Here is a 24,844-nt window from a genome sequence, read left to right as displayed (position 1 = left end):
CCCTTGAGGTGACCTGTCATGTACAAAAAAACCGTTAATTCGTTGTTGTTCGGCGCCACGCTTCTGGCAGGCATCGGTGCCGCTCACGCTGATGCGACGCTGGACAAAATTCAGCAGCGCCACGTGATCAGCGTCGGGATCATGGTCAGTGGTTTGCCGTTTGGCACTCTGGACCCCGCGACCGGCGAGCCCAAAGGCTACAACGTCGAGCTGGCCCAGGGCGTTGCCGATGGCCTGGGTGTGAAAGTGGAGATGGTTCCGGTCCTCGCGCCGAGCCGTGTGCAGTTCTTGCAGCAGGGTAAGGTCGACATCCTGATCGCCAACATGAATCTCACGCCGGATCGGGCAAAAATGCTCGATTACGTGCCGACGCCTTACGAGGAAATTGCCGCCGCCGCATTGATGCGCAAGGACGCAGGTATCAAGCGTTGGGAGGACTTGCGCGGCAAGCCGGTGTGCGTGTCCCAGGGCAGCAATTTCATCAACTGGTTGCGCGGCACCTATGGCGCTGAAATCAAGGCGTTCCGCAGTCAGTCCGAGTCGCTGCTGTCCTTGCGTGGCAATGGCTGCGTAGCGGCGGTGCATGTCAGCCCGACCTTGCAGGCGTTGTTGGTCAACCCCGAGTGGGCCGACTACGAAATCCCGCTGCCGGCAGATCGAGACCCGCTGCAGTCGGTGATCTGGGTGCGCAAGGGTGAGCATGATATTCAGGGCAAGATCGACGCCATCGTCCGTGACTGGCACCGCAGCGGCTGGTTGATCGAAACCGGCAAACGCAACGGAATGGTCCCGTCGCCCGGGCTGTTGGCGTTGCATGAGAAATATCGTGATTCGGTGCCGTTAGGCAAATAAGTACCCGTGGGACCGGCTTTAGCCGGGACGGCATTGTTCCTGAAACAAGATATACAGCGAAGCTTCCGGCCCCTCCCGGCTAAAGCCGGTCCTACGGTGTTCATGCCGCTGCACAAATGTTGCCAGTCAAACAGGAAACCCAAACATGCCCATAGGTTTCAGAGTCCTCAACCGCCAACGTGCGGTGACGGCTGAGCAGGTCGAGCGTTACCGGAATCTGCCGGTGGCCAATATCAGCGATTCAATGCAGCGCATGACAGCGGGTGGTGCCGGTTTGCGGCCTTATCATCGCGGTGCAGCGCTGGTGGGTGTTGCACTGACGGTCAAGTGTCGGCCCGGCGACAACCTGATGTTGCATCACGCGCTGAATATCGCTGAGCCCGGCGATGTAATCGTGGTCGACGGAGGAGGGGATCTGACCAACGCGTTGATCGGCGAATTGATGCTGACCTTCGCCCGGAAAAAACAGTTGGCCGGGGTGGTCATCAACGGGGCTGTGCGTGATACCGCGAGTATCGCTGCCATCGACTTTCCGGTGTACGCCCGTGGTGTGACTCACCGAGGCCCGTACAAGAACGGTCCTGGCGAAATCAATGTGCCGATTGCCATTGACGGCATGGTTATCGAGCCCGGGGACCTGATCGTTGGCGACTCTGACGGGGTGCTGTGCGTGCCGTTCGATCAGGTCGATGCCGTGTATGAACTGGCCAGTGCGAGACACTTGGCCGAGCAGGCAAAGCTGCAAGCCATCGCCGAAGAACGTAACGACCGCGCCTGGGTGCTGAATGCCTTACTGGCCGCTGGTTGCGACCTCTGATTCAAACCGGCACATCACCCAGGATCGTCGCCCGATGCATGACGCGCCGCTGCGGCCGGTAGTCATCCACTGCGTAATGCTGAGTGACGCGGTTGTCCCAGAACGCCACGTCATCGGCTTGCCAGCGCCAGCGGATGGTGAACTCCGGGCGAGTCGCGTGGCTGAACAGAAAGGTCAGAAGCGCGGCACTTTCTGTTTCACTCAGCTCGTTGATACGCGACGTGAAACCGTCGTTGACGAACAGTGACTTGCGACCACTGACCGGGTGCGTGCGGATCACTGGATGCGAAATCGGCGGGTACTGACGGCGGGTCTGTTCCCAGCGGGCGATGTCTTCCGGTGTGGTGCCAAAGCGCGCCAAGGGAAATGAGCGGGTGAAATCATGCGTCGCAGTCAAGCCATCGAGCAGCGTTTTCAGGGGCAGTGACAACGCTTCATAGGCCGCGATGCCGCTGGCCCACAACGTGTCCCCACCGTATTCCGGCAGTTGTTTTGCACTGAGCACGGCACCCAGCGCCGGAGTCGGCAGGAACGTCACGTCGGTGTGCCAGATCGCGTTATCGCGTACGTCGGTAACCGCAGTATCGAGGATCAATACCTCGGGTTGCTCCGGCACATTCGGGTAGATCGGGTGCACGTGCAGTTCGCCAAAACCGGCGGCAAACCGCGCCTGTTGTTTGGGTGTCAGTGGCTGATTGCGAAAGAACAGCACCTGGTGTTTCAGCAGCGCTTGTTCGATGGCCTCGCGCTGTTCGTGGGTCAGTTCCTGGCTCAGATCAATGCCGCTGATCTGTGCGCCGAGGGCAGGGCTTAGGGGTGATATCTGGATAGGCATGCAAAGGTGTCCGGATTGTGCGCAGTTCGTCGAAGGACCGTGGCGATCTATGTGGCAGCTTCTTCAATGACTCTGCCCATGCCATGGCACCAGCTTGCGCTGCAGTGCGCGCAAGCCCATTTCCATGGCAAAGGCGATCACGGCGATGACGAGGATTCCCAGCACCACCACATCCGTGACCAGAAACTGCGCCGCTGACTGAACCATGAAGCCCAAACCGCTGGTCGCCGCGATCAGTTCTGCAGCCACCAGCGTCGACCAGCCGACACCCAGCCCGATGCGCACGCCAGTGAGGATTTCCGGCAGCGCGCTTGGCAGGATCACGTGGCGAATCAACTGCCAGCGAGTGGCCCCCAACGATTGCGCAGCACGCAATTTCGTCGGGTCAACGGTGCGCACGCCGGTCGCGGTGGAGATAGCGATGGGGGCGAAAATCGCCAGGTAGATCAACAGCACCTTGGAGAACTCGCCGATGCCACACCAGATCACGATCAGCGGCAAATAAGCCAGCGGAGGGATAGGGCGGTAGAACTCGATCAGCGGGTCGAAAATACCTCGCGCGATGCGGTTGTGACCGATGGCGATACCCACCGGAATGGCCGTGAGTACGGCAAAAAACAGTGCCAGACCGATGCGCTGCAAACTCGCCCCGAGGTGCTGCCAGAGGGTGGAATCCATGTAGCCGCTGGTCATCAGCAGCCAGGCTTTTTCCAGCACCGCAGAGGGCGGTGGCAGGAACAGCGGTTCGATAAGTTCTGCGGCAGTCACCGCCCACCACGCTGCCAACAGCACCACCAGTGTCAACACGCTGATTGCACGCGTGCTCAGTTTCCAGCGCACAGGGGCGGGGATAGTTTCAGGGGCAGCGGTCGTGCTGCCCGGCAATTCGTAGCTGTTCATGCGTACTGCTCCCGAGAGACGCCGTGCTGGGAAAAGACGCTGGCCAATACATGTTCCCGGGTGTCGATAAAGCGTGGGTCAGACTTTATCGAACGGGCCGACTCCCCGGCGGCATAACGCTGCCCGAAATCCAGTTGCAGGCGTTCGGCGATGTGTCCCGGATTTGGCGCCAACAGAATCAGGTCGGTGGCGAGAAACACGGCTTCTTCAATGTCGTGGGTGATCAGGAACACCGGTTTGGCGGTTCGCTGCCAGACCTGCAGCAGCAGCTCCTGCATCTGTTCGCGGGTGAATGCATCCAGTGCGCCGAAAGGTTCATCCATTAGCAGTACACATGGATCCGCCGCCAGTGCGCGAGCAAGGCCAACACGCTGCCTCTGGCCACCGGACAGCTGCCAGATCTTGCGTTGGTCGAAACCGGCGAGGTCGACCAGAGCGAGCATTTCCCTGGCTTTGGCCTCACGCCGATCGCGCGGTACACCCGCCAGTTGCAGGCCAAACGCGACGTTGCTCAACACGTCCTGCCAAGGCAGTAATGCATCGTCCTGGAACACTACGCCACGTTCTGCGCCCGGGCCATTGACCGTCACACCGTCCAGGCTGATGTTGCCAGCACTGGGCTGTACGAAACCGGCAATCAGATTGAGCAGGGAGGTTTTGCCGCTTCCCGAGGGACCCAGTGCCACCAGCAATTGCCGAGGGCCGAGGCTGAGGGAAATGTCCGCCAGCACCGGTTCGGTCGCGCCGGGATACTGTGCGCTGATGCGCTCCAGTTTGAGCAAAGCCATGGGCTGAAACTCCGCTTATCGGGTGATGAATTTATCGCTGACGTAGGGTGCGTAATCAGCCAGTACCGCATCGACCTTGCCTTGCTCCTTGAGGAACGCAGCGGTCTTGGTGACAGCATCGATGGTTGGCGCACCAAGCAGCGCGCTTTGATCTGCGGCCAGCGGGTAGACGTTGCCTTGCAGCAGGCCCGGGATGTCCGAGGTTTTAGCGCCGGAGAGCTTCACCAACTTGTCGACGTTGCTGGATTTGGCCAGCCAGGCGGCGGGGTCCTTGCGGTACTCGGCGTAGGCATCGAGGGTGACTTTGGCGAAGGATTTGACGATTTCAGGGTGCTTGTCGGCGAAGTCCTTGCGCACGATCCAGGCATCAAAAGTGGGTGCTCCGACCTTGGCCAGTTCACCGGAAGTAATCAGCACTTTGCCGTTTTCCTTGGCGACACCCAAGGCCGGGTCCCAAACGTAGGTGGCGTCTATGTCACCGCGTTTCCAGGCGGCGGCAATGGCCGGTGGCGCGAGGTTAAGAATGGTGACTTTCGACGGATCGATGTTCCAGTGTTTCAACGCGGCCAGCAGGCTGTAGTGCCCCGTTGAAACGAATGGCACGGCGATTTTCTTGCCGATCAGATCCTGCGGTGAATTGATCCCTGAACCATTGCGCGCCACCAGCGCTTCAGCGGCTCCGATCTGAGTGGCGATCAAGAAGGTTTCAACCGGCAGCTTGCGAGTGGCGGCGGCGGTAAAAGGACTGGAGCCGAGGTAGCCGATTTGTACATCACCGGAGGCGATGGCAGTGATCACGTCGGCACCGTTTTCGAATTTGCGCCAGGAGATTTTCGAGTCAGTGGCTTTTTCGTACGCGTTATCCGCCTGGGCGACTTTGGCCGGGTCGACGGTGGTCTGGTAGGCGACGGTGAAGTCGGCTGCTTGAGCCAGATACGAAGCGCCAGTCAACGACAGTGCCACCAGAAGGCGAAGAGGGAAGTGCAGTTTCATCATGAAGCTCCGAATCAGGCTGGCCGGGGACTGGCTGAGGTTGGAGACTAAATGATCTAAGAAAATCTAAATAAATAACCTTTTAGAATTAGCTTATGAGCGAAGCTCGAGTCGATTGCAAAACAGTTGTCGGTGACGCCTGCCCTTAATCCACCGGTTTTATTGGGGGAACGCTCTGGTTCAAGGGTTGTAACGAGGCTGACACAATTTGACACAATCTACCGTCGGAACTTTTCGAGAATAGCTAACGCAAGTTAATGGTAATCACTACTATTCGCGCCAAATTCAATCTCTCCTTTGGATGCGCTCCAGATGTCTGTTCTTTTGCGTTTTACGCCTGCTGCCCTCGGTTTTTGCTCAATTCTGACCGCGGGTGTCAGCTTTGCAGCTACTGCGGTTTTGCCTGAAACCTCCATCAATGCCGAAACCGAAGCTGAAAACGACGATCCACGCGTCAAGGAAACCAGCACCGCGACGCGTACTGCCACTCCCGTACGCTATGTACCTCAGGCTATTGATTCGGTGAAAACCAGCAGTGTCGCGAGTTACGGGACCAACGATCTGGGCAGCGCCTTGAGCGGTATTCCCAACGTCAGCAGTGGTGCCGATACGCGTTTTGACAGCTTGCGCATCCGTGGTTTTGATGCGAGCAACGACTTTTATCTCGACGGCATCCGCGATGACAGTCAGTACGTGCGCGATTTGCACAACATTGAAAGCATCGAAATCCTCAAGGGGCCGGCCGCCGTGCTCTACGGGCGTGGTAGCCAGGGCGGGATCGTCAACCGGGTCAGTAAACAACCGCAAGCCGGACGCCGCTCAAGCATTGAAGCGCAGGGAGGCAGCGATGATTTGCGCAGCCTTTACGCAGACCTGAGCACCGATCCGAGTGACACGATCAGCCTGCGGCTGAACATGGGCAACATGGATCAGAACAGTTTTCGCGACGGCGTCAGCGGCAACCGTCAGTTGTTCGCGCCGTCCATGAGCTGGCAACTGACTCCAGATCTGAACTGGCTGGTGCAGTACGAATACAGTCGCTACAACCGTACCCCAGATCGTGGCATTCCCGGCATCGGCGGGCGCCCTGCGGATGTGGGCCGCGATACCACCTATGGCAGCGAGCACGACTACATCGATGACAAGTCGCAATCGCTGCGCTCCAGGCTCAGCTACGAACTCAATGACAGCTGGCAGCTTAGGCACACTCTGGGCGTGTTCAAGCTCGACAGCGATTTTGATAACACCTACCTGACCGGTTTCATCCCGGCCACTAACAGGGTCACGCGCCAGCATTGGCAGCAGGACCTGACCACTCGCAATGTATTCAATAACCTTGAGCTGGAAGGTGCGCTGGAAACGTTTGGCCTGGAACACCGTCTGCTGACCGGCGTGGAGACAGGCAGCCAGCGTCGGGATCCAAAGCTTTATACGGCGGCGACATCAGGAGCTGGCTTCTCTGCTGTGCCGTCTTTGGACCTGTACTCTCCCAACCGCGACTTGCGTCACACGGGACGTATGCAGGTATCGAGCGACAATCACACTGAGGTGGAGAGTCGTGGCCTGTATGTGCAGGATCAGTTGCGCCTGAATGATCAATGGCAGGTACTGGCCGGGCTGCGTTACGACACATTCGATATCGAGTCGACCAACCGCCTTCGAGGCTTGACCGAGGAGCGTGACAGTCATAGCACCAGCCCGAGAGTCGGCCTGGTCTGGACGCCGCTGGAAGATCATTCGTTTTACGCCTCCTGGACCAAAACGTTTTCGCCTGTCGGCGGCGGCCTGATTGGCATTACTCCAGGCGCAGCAGGCAATACCAATGACCTGAGCCCGGAGCTGACCAAGCAGAAGGAAATCGGCGTCAAGAGTGACTGGCTGGATGATCGCTTCAGCACGACGTTCGCAATCTACGAACTGGAGCTTTACAACCGTCGTACCAGTGATCCCAATAATCCGACAGTGACCCTGCTCAGCGGTTTGCAACGTTCTCGCGGTATTGAGCTGACGGGCACCGGCAAGATTGTCGGCAACTGGTATATACGCGGTGGTGTCGGTGTGCAGGACGCGACCGTAGTGAAAGACAACAACGGCTTTGAAGGCAATCGCATCAGTAACGTTGCCAAGCGTAACGGCAGTCTGTTCCTGACCTGGAAACCCGAGATGGGCTGGTACGCAGAAACCGGTATGACCTTGGTGGGCCAGCGCTACGCCGACAACCTGAACACTACTGTGCTGCCAGGTTACGGACGTTGGGATGCGTTGGCCGGGTTCCGTCAGAAGGACTGGGATCTGCGCGCTGCGCTGAACAACATCACTGATCAGACCTATTACTCGTCGGCGACCAGTGCCGCGCAGATCCAGCCCGGTGCGCCGCGCAATCTGGTGGTAACCGGTACGTATAGTTTCTGACGGGTTATTTCCACACCGCCTGTTCGACGTTGATCTTTTTCGGGAGCAATTTGTTCTCGAAGAAGAGGTCGGCCGTCGCCTGCTGAGCGGCAAGGATTTTTGCGTCCACCGGCAGGATTGGCGACGGTGGGCGGTTATCCAGGTAGCGGGTGATCACCGGTTCCGGCAGGCCCATTGAGCTGGTCAGGATGTCGATACTCTGTTGGCGCTGGCTGCGTGTCAGCGCTTCGGCAGCGGTGAGTTCTTCAAGCACGGCGTGAATAAAGTCCGGGTGTTGATTGGCGTAGTCGCGACGTGCGCTGTAGATCGGGCCAGACAAACCTAACCCCGTGCCATTGGCCAGCAGACGACTGTGCCCTTCGATCAGGGCCAGTGAGGCATAAGGGTCCCAGATCGCCCAGGCATCGACGCTGCCTTGTTCAAAGGCGGCACGGGCGTCGGCAGGGGTGAGGTAGATCGGCTGGATATCCTTGAAGGTCAAACCGGCCTTGTTCAGTGCTCGCAGCAATACGTTGTTGGAACTGGAGCCTTTCTGGAAGGCGACTTTTTTGCCCTTCAGGTCGGCGACGCTTTGCAGCGGACTGTCCTTGCGCACCAGGATGGTTTCTGCGGCGGGCTTGGCAGGCTCGGCGCCGACGTAGACCAGGTCTGCTCCGGCCGCCTGAGCGAACAGCGGCGGGATATCGCCGGTGGAACCTAAATCCAGCGCGCCGACGTTGAGTGCTTCAAGCATTTGAGGGCCGGCGGGGAATTCGATCCACTGGATTTTGGTGTCGGCGAAGCGTTTTTCCAGCAGGCCTTTTTCCTTGGCGATCACCAGGGCGATGGAGCCTTTCTGGTAACCGACGCGCAGGGTTTGCGGATCGGCTGCCAAGGCTGATTGTGCGGATGCCAGGCCGATCAGACCTGCGAAGAGTAGTGCTATGGATTTCATTGGGTGCTCGCTTATTTCTGACTGCACATAACTTGTCAGGCTAATGAAGATCCCTTGTGGGAGCGGTGCTTGGTCTGGGCGGCATTCCGACGATACATGAGACGCGCATTGACGACATACCGCGTTATCGTTTATCGCGGGCAAGCACCGCTCCCACAAGGGAGGTTGCATTCCACAGTGGAATTGCATTTATTGGCTTTGGATTTCACTCCGCCAACGACGGCTTCTCCCACAGGTTTATGCCGCCTTCCTGAGCGAAGCGGTCGATTTCGGCCAGCTCTTGCGGGCTGAAGTCGAGGTTTTTCAGCGCTTCGACGTTCTCGATGATTTGCTCCGGACGGCTCGCACCAATCAACGCCGAGGTCACGCGTGGGTCACGCAGGGTCCAGGCCAGGGCCATTTGCGCCAGGCTCTGGCCGCGACGCCTGGCGATTTCGTTCAAGGCGCGAACGTGAGCGATGTTGGCTTCGGACAAGTGCGAAGCCTGCAAAGAACCACCACCCGGACGATTGATCCGCGCATCCTGCGGCACGCCGTTGAGGTATTTGTCGGTCAGTAAACCCTGAGCCAATGCAGTGAAGATGATGACCCCTGCGCCCAGTTCATCGGTAGTGTCCAGCAGGTCCTTCTCGACCCAGCGATTGAGCAGGTTGTAGGCCGGTTGGTGAATCAACAGCGGCACCTTCCACTCTTTCAGCAGCGCGGCTATTTCACGGGTTTTGCCGCCTGAGTAGGAAGAAATACCGATGTACAGCGCTTTGCCTTGCTGCACGGCAGTCGCCAGGGCACTGGCAGTTTCTTCCAGTGGTGTGTCTGGATCGAAGCGGTGTGAGTAGAAAATGTCCACGTAGTCCAGACCCATGCGCTGCAGGCTCTGATCGAGGCTGGCCAGCACGTATTTGCGTGAACCTCCACCTTGACCATAGGGGCCAGGCCACATGTCCCAACCGGCTTTGGTGGAGATGATCAGCTCATCGCGATACTGCTTGAAGTCCTCGCGCAACAGCTTGCCGAAGTTACTCTCGGCGCTGCCATAGGGCGGGCCGTAGTTGTTGGCCAGATCAAAATGATTGATGCCCAGATCGAATGCCGTGCGCAGCATGGCGCGCTGGGTGTCGATCGGCGTGCTGTCGCCAAAGTTGTGCCAAAGACCCAGCGATAACGCGGGCAGTACCAACCCACTGCGGCCAGTGCGGCGATAGGGGATTTTTTCGTAGCGGTTTTCGGCAGCGGTATAAGTCATTGTGGCTCTCATTCGGTAGTCGAAGACGGTGTCGCTTGCGCTGGCCAGTGATAGAACTCCAGGCCCAAAGCGCTGCGATTCTTGAAGCCTTTCCAGTAAGTGTGATCAGGTTTTTCGCGTCCGGTTTCGTCCGTCGACCATTTGCCGTCGGCGGCCCGTGGCACCAGAGTCAACCATGCTTGACGGTCTACGCTTTTGAGTTGCTGATCGAGAAAGGCCAGAACAAAGTGCTGATTGATGTTGTTGATCCGGCTGCTGTCCCAGACCGGCTCAGCATAGGCGGAAAAATCATCGGGATGGCTGCTCGCCGCCGCAGGGGGCGGATTAGGCGCAATGTTGTGGCGGGCATTTTCGTAGACGAGCAGGTAGCGGTCAGCGTTTTTGGCGCCTTCAGCCAGGCGTCTGACACCGTCAGCGTAACCGGCGACGTCGTCCTGATCACCCGCGATGAACAGGCTGGGTACGCGCAGTCCTGCCAACCCTTTCTCATCCAGCAGACCTTGCTGTCCGCCCCATGGTGCGAAAGCGATCAGTGCTTTGATGCGTGCGTCTCGTGCCGCTTCGAAGTCGGGGTTACCCGCTTTTCTGGCCTGTAATGCAGTGCCTGGCACAAAGCGTGATGCCACCGCGCTGGTGCCAACGCCTGCTGCATTCAGTACGCCATAGCCGCCCATGGAATAACCGAGCAGGGCGGTGTGGCGGGTGTCTATTTTTCCAGCCAGCGGACTGCCACTGCCTGACTTCGCCCAGTCAGTGATCTGGTCCAGCACGAACAGAATGTCCAAGGGACGGTTGAGCAGGGTGCTGGCAAAACCGGCCTTGTCGGCACGAGTTGCTTCCGTGTGATCGATGGCGACGACTGTATAGCCGTGAGAGGCGAGAAACTCGGTCAGGTAACTCATCTGCAAGCGTGAGCCCGGATACCCATGGGACACGATCACCAGTGGAAACTTCTTGTCTTTGAGCGGCTGCGCATCGCGTGCGGCCCGGCCTTCGAACGTGAACGCGGTGTTGGGCCGAGCCGGGTTGTTGGCGCCTGCGCCGAGCACGTCGGTGTAAGTGCTCAGCTCGGCCTGGCCAGTTTTCAACTGCGCGGGATACCAGACTTCAAGACGCAGCGGACGGTCGTAACGAGGGTTACTGTCGGTACTGGTAACCGCGAGGATGTTGAGTTGATCGCGATGGACCACATCAATGGTTCGCACACCTACCTGATAAGCGCCACGTGCGGCCAGTTCCGGTGCATCCGGGCGTGGATCGCCATTCAGCGCAAATGCGCTGCACGACAGGCTCCATACCAACAGCAGGCTGGCGACTCTCAAGGGGTTGCAGCTCACTTGGAATCCTCCGCAAAACGGTGACGTGGCCGTTGCAGGCCGAGGTTTTCCCGCAGCGTGCTGCCGGTGTACTCGGTACGAAACAGGCCACGGCGCTGTAGCTCAGGCACGACGTAATGAGCCACGTCTTTAAGCCCTCCGGGCAGGTGCGGTACCAGCACATTAAAGCCGTCGGCGGCGCGTTCCTCGAACCAGACTTGCAGTTCATCGGCGATTTGCGTCGGGGTGCCGATCAGGCTGTAGTGTCCGCGACCTCCGGCAATTCGGCGGCCCAGTTGGGCTAGGGTCAGGTTTTCATCCCGGGACAGCTGGGTCAGCAGCTTCTGGCGACTTTGCTGCCCGCTATCGGTCAACGGTAGCGGCGGCAACGGTTCGTCGAGGGCGTAACCGGACAGGTCGAAATTGCCCAGCATCCGGCCGAGCAAGGCGACGCCGACTCGTGGCTCTACCAGCTCCTGAAACGCTTCGAATTTTTCCCGGGCCAGGGCTTCGCTGTCGCCGACCACGACGAGCACGCCGGGCATCACTTTCAGGCTTTCTGGGTCACGGTCGAAGCGTGTCATGCGGCCTTTGATGTCAGCATAAAACGCTTGGGCATTGGCCAGTGACGTTTGCGCGGTGAACACCACTTCGGCGGTTTCAGCTGCCAGGTCACGGCCGACTTCCGAAGAGCCTGCCTGAACGATGACCGGCTGGCCCTGAGGCGAGCGGGCCACGTTCAGCGGGCCTTTGACCCGGAAGTGTTCACCCTGGTGATCCAGCACATGCAGTTTGGCCGGGTCGTAATACTCGCCGCTGGCTTTGTCGCGCACAAAGGCGTCGTCTTCCCAACTGTCCCACAGACCGGTCACGACCTTGTGAAACTCCCGAGCGCGGCTATAGCGTTCAGCGTGGCCGATATGTTCTGCACGGCCGAAGTTTTGCGCCTCGGCGGCAGCGTCGGAGGTCACCAGATTCCAGCCAGCACGCCCGCCAGACAGGTGATCCAGCGAAGCAAACTTGCGCGCCACGTGATACGGCTCGTTGTAACTGGTGGTGGCAGTGCAGATCAGACCGATGTGTTCGGTGACTGCGCTGAGCGCTGCCATCAGGGTCAGCGGTTCAAAATGATCGGAGCGTGCCATGTGACTGGCGCTGGGGCCTGTTGCTGCGGCGACGCTGTCAGCGACGAACAGCGCGTCGAACTTTGCTGCTTCGGCCACTTGGGCCAGATGTTTGTAATGCTTGAAATCCAGCCCGGCGTTGGCCGGCACATCCGGGTGACGCCAAGCCGCTACATGGTGCCCGGTGGCCATGAGAAAGGCGCCGAGCTTGAGTTGGCGAGGTGTGTTGCTCATGTGTTGTTCCTTGTTGAATCAGATCTTTTATAGGCGTTCACGAGCATCGCGAGGCAGCGATGGCGGTCTGTCTGATACACCGCTATCGCGGCCTCGCGGTGCTCGTGTGCTCCTACAGGTTCCCGTTTACTTAGCGACAGCGTGGTGTCAGGGATGCCGAGCTACCTCCTGTCAACATGACAATCTGATTTGAAATGAGGTTTCTGTAGGAGTGAGCTTGCTCGCGATAGCGTCCGTTCATACGATAAATGCGTCGATCAGGAAATCGAATCGCGAGCAAGCTCACTCCTAAAGGTCTGTGTTTACTGCGCGACAGCGTGGTGTCAGGGATGCCGAGTAGCTCCAACTGCTATGCATCAAAAATCCTTACGCAATTGCACACCAAAATAGCGCTCGTCATCACGCGGTACGGCGCGGGTGATGTAGTTGCCGCCGGTGGCCAGGCCGGGTGAATAGGATTTGTCGGCCAGGTTCTTGGCCAGTAACGCGACGCGCCAGCCGTTGGTGTAGTCGGCGAGTGCGACGCTGGCGTTCCAGATGCCGTAGGCGCCTTGTTTGGTGTCCGGGTTCTGACTGATGTCGTACTGCACTTCGCTTTGCCAGCTGTAATCGGTGCCCAGTTCCACATCCAGACCGTTTTCCAGCGGGATGCTGTAATCGGCCCGCACGTAGCTTTTCCAGTCAGGCGAGAAGGGCAGGGTTTTGCCGTCCACGTTGCAGGATGCGGCCGCGCCCGCCGGGCAGGCGAAGGTGTCGATGCGCGCTCTGGTGTAGGCCACTGCGCCGGAAAACTTCAGGTTCTGCGTGGCCTGCAAGGCGAAATCGGCCTCGACACCTTCGGTGGAAACGCTGCCCGCGTTGATCAATCGCGTTACGACGCTACCCGCGACGGTATCGAAGAAGTTCGCCTGATAGTTGTCGTAGTCGCTGTGGAATACCGCAAGGTTGGTGATCAGACGGTTGTTCCAGCTGGTGGCTTTGACGCCCAGTTCCCAGGTGTTGGAAGTCTCCGGTTTGAGGGCATCGGTGTCTCGCGGCTGCATGTTGAAGAACACGTTGTAAGCCGGGCCTTTATAGCCGCGCGAATAGGTCAGGTAGGTCATGACGTTATCGGTCAGGTCATATTGCAGGCCCAGGCGTCCGGACCAGCCATCTTCATCCACTGATCCGGAGCTACTGGTCGCGGGATTGATGCCCGCCACTTGAGTGGCCGAGGTCGAGACCCTGCGGTGATCGTATTCCAGCTCGTCGTGGGTCCAGCGCAAGCCGGCGATCCCGCGAAAGGCCGGGGTGAAGTTCAGGGTGCTTTCGCCAAACACCGAATAGCTGTCGCTGGTGGTGCTGTAGTCCGCTACACCCACGGCACTGGCGGTTGGCGTGACCAGCGTGCGGCGATAGGTTTCTTCATCCTTGCCGTGCATGTAATACAGGCCGCCGACGTATTCCAGAAACTGACCTTTTGGCGAGGCCAGACGCAGTTCCTGCGAGTACTGATTGAAGTCCAGGTCGCCCTTGTCTTCAGTACCGGGGAATGCCGCCGTGATGTTCGCCAGGCGATCGCCGTCCTGCCATTGAGTGTTGTTCCAGCCGCGCCAGGCGGTAATCGACGTCAGGGTGTAATCGCCCAGATTCCAGTCCAGTTGCGCAGACAGACCTTTGTTGATGTCTTCCACGTGGCTGCGGTAATCGCTGACGATATCGCGGTTGTGATTACTGGCAGCGGCAGGCGCCAATGCACCGGCAAAGGCCGGGGTCAGCGCTGAACTGACCACGCCGTTCGGTGCGTCATCGTGGGCTTGCATGTAGTCGGCGATGACGGTCAGTTTCACGTCATCGTTGGGGGTGAACTCCAGCTTGCCGCGTGCGCCCTTGCGGTTGTATCCGTTGACTTCCTGGCCATTGGCTTTGTTATCGACGTTGCCGTCGTAGCTGCCGAACAGCGTCGTGATGGAGGCTTTGAGGGTGTCCGGGATCAGGCTGCCGCCAATGCCGAAACGCGTACGGCTCTCGTTGCCGCTGTAGTACGACTGATCGATGTAACCATGGGTTTCTTCGGTCGGCGCCTTGCTGATCACGTTGAGCACGCCCGCCGAAGCGTTCTTGCCAAACAGTGTGCCTTGCGGACCGCGCAGCACTTCAATGCGCTCCAGGTCGAGCAAGTCCAGCGTCGCCTGACCAGGCCTTGCGTAAACCACGCCGTCGACAACGGTCGCTACCGTCGGCTCGACACCTGGCGAGGTGGAAATAGTACCCACGCCACGAACGAACAACGAGGTGTCCTTGTTCGAGGCGCCGGTCCGGAAGTTCAGGCTGGGGATCTGCTGGACGATGCTGGATACGCCGTTACGGTTGTCGCGTTCCAGTTGTTCGCCTTCAACCACAGAGACCGCCACCGGTACTTTCTGCAGCGATTCTTCGCGACGAGTAGCTGTCACGGTCACAGCTTGCAATGTCGCGGTCTGGCCTTCGCTCGTAGTGGTGGTGTTGCTGTCGGCGGCGAGGCCTGGCAGCGAAGTCAGTGCCAGTGCAGTGGCGATGGCCTGCGCCAGGCGCGCTGGTTTGATGATGTCCCCATTAGTGTGTTGCATGTCGATGCTCGCTTGAAAGATGCCCTGACTGCCGTGACTCTTCGGTCACTGCTCCTGATGTAGGCGTTGGCTGTTCCGCGGCATTCGCTCAAGCGAGTAGCTGACAAGATCATTCCGTTAGCGCTAACATCGCCAGTATCAGGAAGTACGAGATAGATCGTCCAATACTCAAAAATTACTTTTATATTCCTTTTTGTTAGAAGGGCATCAGCCTTGAGCGATCAGAAAAGTCCGCCGCGCAAACGTCGTGGGGCAGGGCGCATCACGCTGGATACGGTGGCTAAACACGTGGGTGTTTCGACGATGACGGTCTCGCGTTATTTCAATCAGCCGGATCAGGTGTCGGATGAGCACCGCGAGCGTATTGCGACCGCAGTGGCCGAACTGGGTTATGTCCCCAATCTGGTGGCGGGTGGTCTGGCATCGGCGCGGGGAAGGATTGTCGGCATGGTGGTGCCCAACATTTCCGGGCCGATCTTTGCCAATACCATTCAGGGTTTCAGTGACACGCTGACGCGTCATGGTTATCAGTTGCTGCTGGCGTCGAGTTACTTCTCGGCGGAGCAGGAGGAGAGCGCTGTTCGTGCCTTTCTCGGCTGGTCGCCTGCGGCGCTGGTGGTGACCAGTCATTTTCACAGCGCAGGCACCGAGAAGATGCTCGCCGACACGGATATTCCACTGGTGGAAACCTGGGATTACCAACCGGATCGGGCGCCGATTCAGATCGGTTTTTCCCACTACGAAGTGGGTGTCACGGCAGCGCGATACCTGCACGGCAAGGGCTACCGACGGATTGCCTTTGTACAAAACAGCGCACCGGGCGACTTCAGTGCTATCGAGCGTCGTGACGGCAGCGCGGCGGCGCTGATCGAGCTGGGGCTGACGCCGATCCTGTTTGCGCCGGATCCGGATCGAGCGCCGTTCGAAGCGGGGAAACAGGCCATGCAGGCCTTGATGAGCTCGGCTGAAAAGCCCGATGCCATCGTCTTCGCCAACGACAACCTGGCGGCGGGTGGTTTGCTGGCGGGGCAGCGCGCCGGGCTACGTATTCCGCAGGATTGTGCGGTGCTGGGGTTTGGTGATTACGCCTTCGCCGAGATGCTGTTGCCAAGTCTGAGCACCATCAAACCACCGGCGCTGGAAATCGGCGTGCTGGCCGCTACGCGGTTGTTGCAGAGCCTTGGGGTAATCGAACTGGAAGGCGAGTTGCAGCGCTTGAATTTGCTCAAGTGTGAAGTGATCGAGCGGGAGAGCACGTGATTCCGAGCTGGGGGATTTTCCCTGTGGGAGCAGAGCTTGCTCGCGATAAGGCTGGGCCCGGTTCACTTTAAATCGCGTCCAGCCTTATCGCGGGCAAGCCCAGCTCCCACGGGTCAGCATTCGCAAATTGAAATTGGGTGTTATGCAATTAACGAATAACTATCTGAGAAAATATTCTTTTAAGAAATATACCCTCTCGTGGATTATTTAACCCAGGCGTCGTCGCAGAGCTAGCCGCTCTGCCTCGGGCTTTTCATTTGAAGGTTTTGCAGGAGCACACAATGGGCAATGTCCAAAGCGCCAGCGCACTTGATGTGCTGTGGCGTCCGGCACCGAGTGGCGAGTTGCTTGATCTGGGGCGCATCTATCGCGGTCCCTTGGCGCTGTCGCGTCTACACAGCACGCCAAAACGGATTTTGAGCCGTCGTGAGGCCGTATTGCTGGGCGTATTCGCCTTGGTGTTGCACGGTGCGGTTATTTACTGGGTCAACCAGAACCCGCCTGCGCCGCTGCCGGTAGCACCACCCGAAGTCCCACCGATGACCATCGAGTTTTCCCAGCCAGCGTCACCGGTTGTTGAGACTCCACCGCCGCCGCCCGAGCCCATCGTGCAACCGGTGGTTCAGGAACCGCCACCGCCCGTGGAAGACGAACTCGCGGTCAAACCCCCACCGCCAAAGCCGATTCCAAAGCCCAAGCCAGTCGTCAAGCCTGTGCCCAAGCCGGTCGCCAAACCCGTGGAACAACCGCCAGCACCACCGGCACTGCCGCAACCGGTCGCAGCACCTGCACCGCCAGCGCCACCCGCACCAAAACCAGTAACGCCTGCATCTGCCAACGCCGGTTACCTGAAAAATCCGGCCCCGGAATACCCGGCACTGGCCATGCGTCGCGGCTGGGAAGGGACGGTGTTGTTGCGCGTGCATGTACTTGCCAGTGGCAAACCGGGTGAGATTCAGCTGCAGAAAAGCAGCGGACGCGATCAGCTCGACGATGCGGCACTGGCAGCGGTGAAGCGCTGGAGCTTTGTACCGGCCAAGCAGGGCGATGTCGCCCAGGATGGTTGGGTCAGCGTGCCCATCGATTTCAAAATTCGTTAACGTCCATTCGTTTTGACTCTGCGAGCTACCTGAACAAAAGGCGCATCGCTACACCACACATGCCTTGTTCAAAGAGAGCCGCGCCATGAACCTACTTGCTTCCCCTTTCGAATCCGTCGAGCACGCCGTCATCTGGCTGCTGGTCCTGTTTTCCGTGGCGACCTGGGGCCTGGCCCTGCTCAAGGGCGTGCAGTTCACTCGCCTGAAGAATCAGGATCGCAAATTCCACAAGCAATTCTGGGCCGCATCGAGCCTTGATTCCGCCGCTCAACTGGCTCAGGAACAACCGGGCGCAGCAGCCCGTGTAGCGTTGGCCGGTTATGCGGCTATTCAGGTGCCGGATGGCGCGCAAGCCACTGATCTGAGCCAGGCGATCAACCATCAGGACCGTCTGGAACGTGCCCTGCGTCAGCAAATCGTCCGCGAACGCCGCTCGCTGGAAACCGGTCTGGCGGTGGTTGCCAGTATCGGCAGCACCTCGCCGTTTATCGGTCTGTTCGGTACGGTCTGGGGCATCATGTCGGCGTTGAAAGGCATCAGCGCTGCGGGCTCGGCGAGCCTTGAAACCGTTGCTGGCCCTATTGGTGCTGCACTGGTCGCTACCGGTGTCGGGATCGCGGTCGCCGTTCCTGCGGTGCTGGTTTACAACTACTTTCTGCGTCGCCTGAAACTGACGGCTGCGGATCTGGACGACTTCGCTCACGACTTCTACAGCCTGGCGCAGAAGAACTCGTTCCGCGTCCTGCTGCACCCCGTATTGAACAAGCACGCTGCACCGGCAACTGGTCAGAAAGTGCAGGAGGCGTCCTGAGATGGCTTTCTCCACACAAGACAGTGACGAAGTGCTGAGCGAGATCAACGTCACGCCGCTGGTAGACGTGATGCTGGTGCTGCTGGTGGTCTTCATCGTGACCGCGCCACTACTGACCAACTCGATCCCGATCAACCTGCCAAAGACCGAATCGGTCGCCCCGGTAGAACAGAAAGATCCTTTGGTGGTGAGCATCGACGGGCAGGGCAAGCTGTTCATCAACAAGGATGAAATCCAGCCGGACCTACTGGAAACCAATCTAAAGGCCGCCAGGGAAAAAGCACCGGACGTACGCGTGCAATTGCAGGCCGACAACGGGGTGAACTACGGCGAAGTGGCGCGAGCCATGGCGTCCATCGAGCGGGCAGGGATTACCAAATTGTCGGTGATCACCGCCAAGTGACTGGCTGAAAGCTATTCAAAAACTTCGTTGTTTTTACAGGCTGTTCCTTTGGCATGAGGGCAGCCTGTTTTTTTATGGGGATTACGCCTATCCCTGTGGGAGCCGAGCTTGCTCGCGATAAGGCTGGATACGGTTCAATTTAGATCGCGCCCAGACCTATCGCGGGCAAGCACAGCTCCCACAGTTATGTGAACACTCGTCCATAGTGTTTCACCCCTTTGGCCAACCACCGCCCAGTGCGCGGTACAGTCTGATCCGGTCAATGGCGGCCGCCGTCGAGCTATCCACCAGAGCACTTTGGGTATCCAGCAGCGCACGTTGCACATTGAGCACGTTGATGAAGTCTGCTGCGCCTTGGGTGTAGCGGTCGCGCGCAGTGCTCAGCGCGATGTTGTTCTGGCTGACGGCTTCCTGCAGGGCAGTGTGCTTTTGTTTCTCGGCTGCGTAGTCGGTCATGGCGTTATCGACTTCATGCCAGGCGCCCAGCACCACTTGCTGATAATTGAGCGCGGCCTCCTGTTCCTGACGCTTGCGCAATTCCAGAGTGCCGGTCAGGCGTCCGCCCTGGAAAATCGGCAGGTACAGGCTCGGGCCGTAGGTCCATTGGCGAGCGCTCCACGCGCCGACATCCGAGCCGTCCAGCGCTTGTGTGCCGAAACTGCCGCCAAGGCTGATGCGTGGATAGAAATCCGCTTGCGCAACGCCAATTGCCGCCGTGGCCCGGTGCAGCGCAGCTTCACTTTGCTGAATGTCCGGGCGCCGCTGAGCCAGTTCCGAGGGCAGGCCCAGCGGTACGTCAGGTGCCGGATGAGGAATGCTTTTCGGTTCGAGCAGTTCAGCGCTCAATGCACGCGGTGGTTCGGCGAGCAAATAACTCAGGGCGTTGATCAGGCGATCCTGCTCGGCACCCAGCGTCGGGATGACAGCCTCGATGGTCGCCACCTGCGCAGCCGCATTGGAGGTATCAAGATTGGTGGTCACGCCATTGTCGAAGCGTGCCTGAGTCAACTGTCGGCTTTGTTTGGCGATCTCCAGGTTCTGCCGCGCGACACCGAGCTTGGCCTGCACGCCGCGCAGGCGAATGTAGTCGGTGGCCGTTTCGGCAGCGATGCTCAACAGCACGCCGTCACGTTGAGCCTGGGTCAGCTCGATCTGCGCATCGGCCGCTTCGACGTTGCGCCGTACATGGCCCCAAAGATCAAGTTCCCAACTGGCATCCAGCGTACCGCTCCACAATTCAAACGGCGCATGACCCTGTTCGCCGGAAGGATCATTCAGGCCTTCAGCGCTGTTGCGCGCGCGGCGATAGCTGCCATTGGCCGCAACGCCGGGCAGTTGCTGACTACCGGTGACCTGACGCATCACCCGGCTTTGCTCAAGCCGATTACTCGCTGCGCGGACATCCAGATTGGCCTTGGCGGCACGTTCAACCAGAGCAGTCAGTTGCGGGTCACCCAACTGCTGCCACCACTGGCTGTCAGCCGGGCTGCCAGGCGCTGTACCGGGGCGCAAGGTGTTTTGCCAGGTCTCTGGCAACTGCGCTTGTGGGCGCTGAAAGTCGGGGCCGACCGAGCAGGCACCCAGGCTGAGCATGGCGGCAAACAGCAGGCAGCGCTTCATATCAATGCTCCTGCGCGGTGTCGATACGCGCCACGACCGACATACCGATCCGCAGCTTCTGCAGATCCGGCTGATCGGCATCGAACCTGATTTTCACCGGCAACCGCTGGGTCACTTTGGTGAAGTTACCCGTCGCGTTATCCGGCGCAATGGGCGAGAACGAGACGCCGGTTGCCGGGGCAATGCTGTCGACGTAGCCGCTGAATGGATGGTCGGGGAAGCTATCCACCGTCAGTTCGACTTTCTGCTGCGGCTGCATGTGAGCGAGCTGGGTTTCGCGAAAGTTGGCCACCACGAAGGCGTCCTGCAATGGCACCACGGCCATTAGCGCCTGGCCTTGCGAAACATAGGCGCCGACGCGTACCGAGCGCTGGCCAATCATGCCGTCTTGCGGTGCTGTGATCCGCGTATAGGACAGGTTCAGGTCAGCCTGTTGCAAAGCCGCCTCGTCTTTAGCCAACGCTGCCCGGGCGACTTCTAGTTGCGCTTTGAGCACATCCAGACTTTTCGACGCGGCGACTCGCGAGGCTTCATCGCGGTCACGCGCGGCCTGCCAGCCGAGCAACTCTGCATCTGCTTTCTGACGTTCCTGCTGAGTGCCTGCACCGGCGTTGGAGAGGTTCAGGTAGCGCTTGGCGTTTTCCTGGGCAAATTTGAGGGACGCAGCGGTGGCGCGGGTGGTCGCAGCGGTCTGATCAATGACCGCCTTTTGGCGTTCGATACTGGCCTGCAGGTTCTGGATCTGCGCGGACGCCGCCTCGACGTTGGCTTTGGCCGACAATTGCGCGACCCGATAATCAGCGCTGTCTATTTCAGCCAGCAAATCACCGGCTTTGACCCGCTGATTGTCCTCTACGGCGATCCTGATGATCTGCCCGGAAAGACGTGGCGAAACCAGTACCGAGTCGGCGCGGATATAAGCGTCATCGGTATGTTGCACGGTACCGCCGCTGATCAGGCGATAGCCGATGTAGGCCACGCAAACGATGACGGCGACGCAGGCCAGGGAGAGGGCGGTTCTGTGCTGTTTCATGACGGTACCGGAGGTTGCGGTGGATAGGCGCGCTTGGGCAGGGTCAGCAGAATGACCAGCAAAACGCCGATGACGGCCAGCAATGCGAGAAAGGCATCGCTGAAACTCAAAACGTAGGCTTGTTCCTTGACCTGCCGAGCCAGCGCAGCGGTGCTCTGCATGCTGTGCAAGGGCTCAAGGCCCTGCAGCCTTGTGCCCACGCCGTCCAGCAGGACGTTGGAGTGGAAGTGCTCACGATGGGTGACAAAGTTTTCCAGCGCAGCCCCGGCAATCACCGAAAACAGCCCGCGCAGCGTGTTGACCATGGACGATGCGAACGGGCCTTCAAGCGGTTGAATCACGCCAGTTGCATTCATCAGCAATGGCACAACCACCAAAGGCTGCCCAAAGGTGTGGAGCAATTGCAGCAGGTAGAAGTCATCACGAACCCATTCGCTGGTGATCTGCGAGCCGCCAAGACAGGCGAGGGTCAGCAAGCCAAGACCGAAGGCAATTACATAGCGCGAGTCGACCCAGTTGCGGTTGATTACCAGCGCCACCAGCGGGGCAATCAGCAGTTGCGGCAAGGCGATAATCAACGCCGTGGGCATGGTCTGCAGCGGACGATAGCCTTGGATCTGAGTCAGGTAAGACGCTGGAATTGCACTGCCCGCCAGCCCGACGAATAGAAACAGGCACAACGTGATCAAGCCATAGCTGAAGTTTCGACGCTTGAGCAGTTGCAGCTTGAACAGCGGCAGCGGATGAAACCATTCGTTGATCAGAAACGCGGGCAGACACACCGCAGCGCCCAGTAACAGGAAGCTGATCAGTGGCGAGTTGAGCCAATCCAGACGCTCTCCCTGCGTCAGGGCAATGATCAGCATGGAGACGCCGCTGACCCCCAGCAATGCTCCGCGCCAGTCGGCTTGTCTGAAGCGCTCCAGACGCAACGGGTCTTGCGGCAGTCCATACGCTATGAGCGCCGCACCGATCAGCCCGGAAGGGATGATCTGCCAGAACACCATTCGCCAGTCGACGCCTTCTGTCCAGAGTGCAGCCAGTGGCATGGCCAGGTTGGGGCCGAAAGTTGCCGTCAGCGCGTAGGCGGACAAACCGTACAGCTTGATATGCCAGGGGAGAAATCGCAGTGCTGCAGTCATCAGCAACGGTGGTAGAGCACCGCCCGCCATGCCCTGTAAAAGACGCAGAGTCACCAGGCTTTCCAGATTGGGCGCGAAGGGAATGATGGCGCCGAAAAAGGTAAACGCGAACGTCGCGACAATAGCGAAGCGGCGCAGAGAAAAAGTCACTGCAAACCAGGGGGCGAGCAACATGGCCGAAACTTCCGCCGCCGCGTAGACCGAACTGACCCATGTGCCGTCATCGTGTCCCAGGCCATACACGCCTAAAATGTCGGCCAGTGTGATATCAGTGACGCGATCATTAATCCCGGAAGTCAGCGCAGCAATCAGCACGCCGATCAGACCCAGGGCTAGACGGAGCGTAAAGGGAGCCGGAGAGGGCGGAGGGGAAGGCGCTGACACGTAAAAAATCCTGCTGAGGTGTTTCAGTTTTTAACTGCAAGGCGGTACACTGTATCAATCAGTGGTACTTATGACAAGGTGTGTCCATGACGATAACGGATTCAGATCGCGGCGGCGTGCAGGTTATTTCCCGGGCAGCGGCGATCCTGCGCAGCCTCGAAGGAGAGCCTGCCGGCTTGAGCCTTGGGGAGATCGCCAAACGCTGCGAGTTGCCTCGCTCCACGGTGCAGCGACTGGTGGACGCCTTGGCGCTGGAGGAGTTGCTGGAAGTGCACGGGCGAGGCGGCATTTGCCTGGGCCCGGCGTTGATGCGTCTGGCTTCTCATAGCCATGTAGATATTGTGCAGAAAGCACGGCCATACCTTGAAAAGCTGGGGGTAGAAACCGGCGAGACGATCGTACTGTCCAGCGCTGCGGGAGCTGAGCTGTTGATCTTGCACACCGTGGTGTCGAGCCATTCCCTGAGGGTTTCTTCCGGCCCCGGCGGCATCCTCAACATCTATGGCATTGGCGGCGGTAAAGCCTTGTTGGCCCGAATGGACAATGAGTCAGTGGTCAAATTGATCGGCCGCAAGATCAAACCGCTGACAGCCAATACCCTGACCTTGCCGCTGCTGCTTGAGCAACTGGATGAGATCCGGCAAACCGGGATCGCGTTCGGCAATGAAGAACATACCCAGGGCGTGGCGTCGGTGGCCGTGAGTCTGCAGACGCCGCAGGGTTTCTACTCTATTGACGTGGCAGGCCCGGCCTGGCGAATTGCCCAGGCCAGGGAAAGCATCGAGAAAGCGCTGCTCAAGTGCCGGGAGGAGTTGATGAGTGGGTTGCGGGGTGTTGAGTGATGGGGCATTGCATCTGCGCTTCCTGTAGGAGCCAGCTTGTTGGCGAAGCGGTGTCTCAGCCAATGACGATACTGGCCATGCTGACGCCTCGCGAACAAGTTCACTCCTACAGTTGATTAGCGGTCAGGCGGATGATTTCGCAAGCCTACCGATAAAGTTTGTTTAACTCCCCTGCAACGGCTTGGCATCCTGGAAGAAGTAGTCCTTCCACGAAGCAGGCTTGTTCTTGATCGCGCCGACCCGGTGCAGGAATTCGGCCAGTGGGTAAGTGTTCTTCGGTGTGATGGTGAACTCGAAGTCCTTGTTGTCGATGATTTTCAGCAATGCATCCCGATCAATTTTGGCTTTGGTGACACGGATGTAAGTGTCTGCCGCAGCGCCTTTGTCTTTACGAATGAAGTCTTCAGCTTCGCTCAGCGCCTCAATGAACGCTTTGTAGGTCTTCGGGTTCTCGTTGCGGAATTTCTCGGTGGCGAACAGCAGTGTCGGCGAATTCGGGCCGAGCAGGTCGTAAGTGTTAAGCACCACATGCACGCCTTTGGCGGCTACTTCCTGCTCCTGGAATGGCGGGTTGGAAAAGTGCCCGGTCAGTTCGGTGCCGCCTGCAATAATGCTTGCGGCGGCATCAGGGTGTGGCAGGCTGACGGTGTATTTGTCCAGACGGGCATATTCCGCATCGCCCCAGAGCTTGGCCGACGCATATTGCAGATAACGCGACTGAACCGAAACGCTCACCGCAGGCACTGCAATGCGATCCTTTTCAGTGAAGTCAGCGATGGTTTTCACGTTCGGATTGTTGCTGACCAGGTAGTAAGGGAAGTTACCCAGCGAAGCCACGGCCTTGACGTTCTGCTTGCCGTGGGTTCGGTCCCAGATAGTCAGCAATGGCCCGACACCCGCGCCGGCAATATCCACAGCACCGGTCAGCAGTGCGTCATTGACGGCCGCGCCGCCCGACAATTGGGTCCAGTCGACTTTGATGTCCACCCCATCCGCCTTGCCGTGTTTCTCGATCAGGTTCTGATCGCGCACCACGTTGAGCAGTAGATAAACAATCCCGAACTGCTCGGCGATGCGCAGTTGCCCTTCGGCCTGGGCAGCGGTCGGCATGGCAAAGCTGCCGGTCAGCAGCGTGGCGGCCAGGCCCAGTGAGCTGGCCAGCCGGGAAAGTCGAGGGCGACGCGTCGAGATGTTTGTCATGCCGTGCTCCAGC

The 24,844-nt window shown here is 59.1% G+C and carries 21 protein-coding genes; 8 read left to right on the top strand and 13 right to left on the bottom strand.

The window, feature by feature from the left end; translation table 11 throughout:
- Window positions 1-18 precede the first annotated feature (18 nt).
- Window positions 19-852, top strand: a complete 834-nt coding sequence (locus tag ACYASS_RS20590; protein ID WP_463587483.1) for a transporter substrate-binding domain-containing protein — start codon at window positions 19-21, stop codon at window positions 850-852.
- Between the two features lie 145 nt (window positions 853-997).
- Complete coding sequence (locus tag ACYASS_RS20585) at window positions 998-1,669, top strand: RraA family protein (RefSeq protein ID WP_463587482.1); 672 nt, start codon at window positions 998-1,000, stop codon at window positions 1,667-1,669.
- Between the two features lies 1 nt (window position 1,670).
- Here the strand turns inward: ACYASS_RS20585 and tauD are convergent, their stop codons facing one another.
- From tauD to tauA, 4 genes are all read right to left on the bottom strand, one after another.
- On the bottom strand, window positions 1,671-2,504 hold the full coding sequence (tauD, locus tag ACYASS_RS20580; RefSeq protein WP_463587481.1) for a taurine dioxygenase: 834 nt from the start codon (window positions 2,502-2,504) through the stop codon (window positions 1,671-1,673).
- Between the two features lie 63 nt (window positions 2,505-2,567).
- Window positions 2,568-3,404 carry a taurine ABC transporter permease TauC gene (gene tauC / locus ACYASS_RS20575; RefSeq protein WP_463587480.1) on the bottom strand — a complete coding sequence of 279 codons (837 nt, stop codon included), beginning with the start codon at window positions 3,402-3,404 and terminating at the stop codon, window positions 2,568-2,570.
- Window positions 3,401-4,192 (bottom strand): taurine ABC transporter ATP-binding subunit, encoded by a 792-nt coding sequence (tauB, locus tag ACYASS_RS20570; RefSeq protein WP_463587479.1) that lies wholly within the window; start codon window positions 4,190-4,192, stop codon window positions 3,401-3,403. The genes tauC and tauB overlap by 4 nt, the downstream gene beginning before the upstream one ends.
- A 15-nt stretch (window positions 4,193-4,207) precedes the next feature.
- Entirely contained in the window at window positions 4,208-5,185 is a 978-nt protein-coding gene (gene tauA, locus ACYASS_RS20565; protein ID WP_463587478.1) for a taurine ABC transporter substrate-binding protein, read from the bottom strand.
- A gap of 312 nt (window positions 5,186-5,497) precedes the next feature.
- Between tauA and ACYASS_RS20560 the strand changes: the two genes are divergently transcribed.
- Complete coding sequence (locus ACYASS_RS20560) at window positions 5,498-7,597, top strand: TonB-dependent receptor (protein WP_463587477.1); 2,100 nt, start codon at window positions 5,498-5,500, stop codon at window positions 7,595-7,597.
- Window positions 7,598-7,601: 4 nt separating this feature from the next.
- Here ACYASS_RS20560 and ACYASS_RS20555 read toward each other — a convergent pair whose 3' ends face one another.
- The 5 genes from ACYASS_RS20555 to ACYASS_RS20535 form a co-directional block, all read right to left on the bottom strand.
- Window positions 7,602-8,531, bottom strand: coding sequence for an aliphatic sulfonate ABC transporter substrate-binding protein (locus ACYASS_RS20555; RefSeq protein WP_463587476.1), 930 nt, complete (start codon window positions 8,529-8,531; stop codon window positions 7,602-7,604).
- Window positions 8,532-8,736: 205 nt separating this feature from the next.
- Entirely contained in the window at window positions 8,737-9,774 is a 1,038-nt protein-coding gene (gene mgrA, locus ACYASS_RS20550; RefSeq protein WP_463587475.1) for an L-glyceraldehyde 3-phosphate reductase, read from the bottom strand.
- A gap of 8 nt (window positions 9,775-9,782) precedes the next feature.
- Window positions 9,783-11,111 (bottom strand): alpha/beta hydrolase family protein, encoded by a 1,329-nt coding sequence (locus ACYASS_RS20545; RefSeq protein WP_463587474.1) that lies wholly within the window; start codon window positions 11,109-11,111, stop codon window positions 9,783-9,785.
- Window positions 11,108-12,448, bottom strand: coding sequence for an LLM class flavin-dependent oxidoreductase (locus ACYASS_RS20540; protein ID WP_463587473.1), 1,341 nt, complete (start codon window positions 12,446-12,448; stop codon window positions 11,108-11,110). The genes ACYASS_RS20545 and ACYASS_RS20540 overlap by 4 nt, the downstream gene beginning before the upstream one ends.
- 356 nt (window positions 12,449-12,804) lie before the next feature.
- Window positions 12,805-15,036, bottom strand: coding sequence for a TonB-dependent receptor (locus tag ACYASS_RS20535; RefSeq protein ID WP_463587472.1), 2,232 nt, complete (start codon window positions 15,034-15,036; stop codon window positions 12,805-12,807).
- Window positions 15,037-15,249: 213 nt separating this feature from the next.
- Here ACYASS_RS20535 and ACYASS_RS20530 point away from each other — a divergent pair, with 213 nt between their 5' ends.
- The 4 genes from ACYASS_RS20530 to ACYASS_RS20515 all read left to right on the top strand — a co-directional run bounded on the left by ACYASS_RS20530 (window position 15,250) and on the right by ACYASS_RS20515 (window position 18,610).
- Window positions 15,250-16,296: a LacI family DNA-binding transcriptional regulator gene (locus ACYASS_RS20530; RefSeq protein WP_463587471.1), complete on the top strand. Its 1,047-nt coding sequence runs from the start codon at window positions 15,250-15,252 to the stop codon at window positions 16,294-16,296.
- 281 nt (window positions 16,297-16,577) lie between these two features.
- Window positions 16,578-17,396 (top strand): energy transducer TonB, encoded by an 819-nt coding sequence (locus ACYASS_RS20525; RefSeq protein WP_463587470.1) that lies wholly within the window; start codon window positions 16,578-16,580, stop codon window positions 17,394-17,396.
- 85 nt (window positions 17,397-17,481) lie between these two features.
- Window positions 17,482-18,207, top strand: a complete 726-nt coding sequence (locus tag ACYASS_RS20520; RefSeq protein WP_122666184.1) for a MotA/TolQ/ExbB proton channel family protein — start codon at window positions 17,482-17,484, stop codon at window positions 18,205-18,207.
- 1 nt (window position 18,208) lies between these two features.
- A complete protein-coding gene (locus ACYASS_RS20515; protein ID WP_243248433.1) occupies window positions 18,209-18,610 on the top strand; it encodes an ExbD/TolR family protein in 402 nt (133 codons plus the stop codon).
- Between the two features lie 210 nt (window positions 18,611-18,820).
- On the opposite strand, the gene ACYASS_RS20510 is transcribed toward ACYASS_RS20515, so the two are convergent.
- The 3 genes from ACYASS_RS20510 to ACYASS_RS20500 are packed head-to-tail and all read right to left on the bottom strand — an operon-like array spanning window position 18,821 to window position 22,789.
- Window positions 18,821-20,230 carry an efflux transporter outer membrane subunit gene (locus ACYASS_RS20510; RefSeq protein WP_463587469.1) on the bottom strand — a complete coding sequence of 470 codons (1,410 nt, stop codon included), beginning with the start codon at window positions 20,228-20,230 and terminating at the stop codon, window positions 18,821-18,823.
- A gap of 1 nt (window position 20,231) precedes the next feature.
- Complete coding sequence (locus ACYASS_RS20505) at window positions 20,232-21,263, bottom strand: HlyD family secretion protein (RefSeq protein WP_463587468.1); 1,032 nt, start codon at window positions 21,261-21,263, stop codon at window positions 20,232-20,234.
- Window positions 21,260-22,789 (bottom strand): MFS transporter, encoded by a 1,530-nt coding sequence (locus ACYASS_RS20500; RefSeq protein WP_463587467.1) that lies wholly within the window; start codon window positions 22,787-22,789, stop codon window positions 21,260-21,262. Before ACYASS_RS20500 ends, ACYASS_RS20505 begins: the two co-directional genes overlap by 4 nt.
- An 86-nt stretch (window positions 22,790-22,875) precedes the next feature.
- Between ACYASS_RS20500 and ACYASS_RS20495 the strand changes: the two genes are divergently transcribed.
- Window positions 22,876-23,631, top strand: coding sequence for an IclR family transcriptional regulator (locus ACYASS_RS20495; protein ID WP_463587466.1), 756 nt, complete (start codon window positions 22,876-22,878; stop codon window positions 23,629-23,631).
- Between the two features lie 162 nt (window positions 23,632-23,793).
- Here ACYASS_RS20495 and ACYASS_RS20490 read toward each other — a convergent pair whose 3' ends face one another.
- Complete coding sequence (locus ACYASS_RS20490) at window positions 23,794-24,831, bottom strand: ABC transporter substrate-binding protein (protein ID WP_463587465.1); 1,038 nt, start codon at window positions 24,829-24,831, stop codon at window positions 23,794-23,796.
- Between the last annotated feature and the right edge of the window lie 13 nt (window positions 24,832-24,844).

It is taken from the genome of Pseudomonas sp. HP_14 (genome assembly GCF_055283875.1).
This window is presented reverse-complemented; position numbering and strand designations above follow the sequence as displayed.

What these genes read in the sequence shown, in the direction of transcription:
- ACYASS_RS20585 (WP_463587482.1), top strand. Translation starts at nt 998, where the DNA reads ATGCCCATAGGTTTCAGAGTCCTCAACCGCCAACGTGCGGTGACGGCT.
- tauD (WP_463587481.1), bottom strand. Translation starts at nt 2,504, where the DNA reads ATGCCTATCCAGATATCACCCCTAAGCCCTGCCCTCGGCGCACAGATC.
- ACYASS_RS20515 (WP_243248433.1), top strand. Translation starts at nt 18,209, where the DNA reads ATGGCTTTCTCCACACAAGACAGTGACGAAGTGCTGAGCGAGATCAAC.
- ACYASS_RS20560 (WP_463587477.1), top strand. Translation starts at nt 5,498, where the DNA reads ATGTCTGTTCTTTTGCGTTTTACGCCTGCTGCCCTCGGTTTTTGCTCA.
- ACYASS_RS20505 (WP_463587468.1), bottom strand. Translation starts at nt 21,263, where the DNA reads ATGAAACAGCACAGAACCGCCCTCTCCCTGGCCTGCGTCGCCGTCATC.
- ACYASS_RS20525 (WP_463587470.1), top strand. Translation starts at nt 16,578, where the DNA reads ATGGGCAATGTCCAAAGCGCCAGCGCACTTGATGTGCTGTGGCGTCCG.
- ACYASS_RS20590 (WP_463587483.1), top strand. Translation starts at nt 19, where the DNA reads ATGTACAAAAAAACCGTTAATTCGTTGTTGTTCGGCGCCACGCTTCTG.
- tauC (WP_463587480.1), bottom strand. Translation starts at nt 3,404, where the DNA reads ATGAACAGCTACGAATTGCCGGGCAGCACGACCGCTGCCCCTGAAACT.
- tauA (WP_463587478.1), bottom strand. Translation starts at nt 5,185, where the DNA reads ATGAAACTGCACTTCCCTCTTCGCCTTCTGGTGGCACTGTCGTTGACT.
- tauB (WP_463587479.1), bottom strand. Translation starts at nt 4,192, where the DNA reads ATGGCTTTGCTCAAACTGGAGCGCATCAGCGCACAGTATCCCGGCGCG.
- ACYASS_RS20540 (WP_463587473.1), bottom strand. Translation starts at nt 12,448, where the DNA reads ATGAGCAACACACCTCGCCAACTCAAGCTCGGCGCCTTTCTCATGGCC.
- ACYASS_RS20555 (WP_463587476.1), bottom strand. Translation starts at nt 8,531, where the DNA reads ATGAAATCCATAGCACTACTCTTCGCAGGTCTGATCGGCCTGGCATCC.
- ACYASS_RS20490 (WP_463587465.1), bottom strand. Translation starts at nt 24,831, where the DNA reads ATGACAAACATCTCGACGCGTCGCCCTCGACTTTCCCGGCTGGCCAGC.
- ACYASS_RS20520 (WP_122666184.1), top strand. Translation starts at nt 17,482, where the DNA reads ATGAACCTACTTGCTTCCCCTTTCGAATCCGTCGAGCACGCCGTCATC.
- ACYASS_RS20495 (WP_463587466.1), top strand. Translation starts at nt 22,876, where the DNA reads ATGACGATAACGGATTCAGATCGCGGCGGCGTGCAGGTTATTTCCCGG.
- ACYASS_RS20510 (WP_463587469.1), bottom strand. Translation starts at nt 20,230, where the DNA reads ATGAAGCGCTGCCTGCTGTTTGCCGCCATGCTCAGCCTGGGTGCCTGC.
- ACYASS_RS20535 (WP_463587472.1), bottom strand. Translation starts at nt 15,036, where the DNA reads ATGCAACACACTAATGGGGACATCATCAAACCAGCGCGCCTGGCGCAG.
- mgrA (WP_463587475.1), bottom strand. Translation starts at nt 9,774, where the DNA reads ATGACTTATACCGCTGCCGAAAACCGCTACGAAAAAATCCCCTATCGC.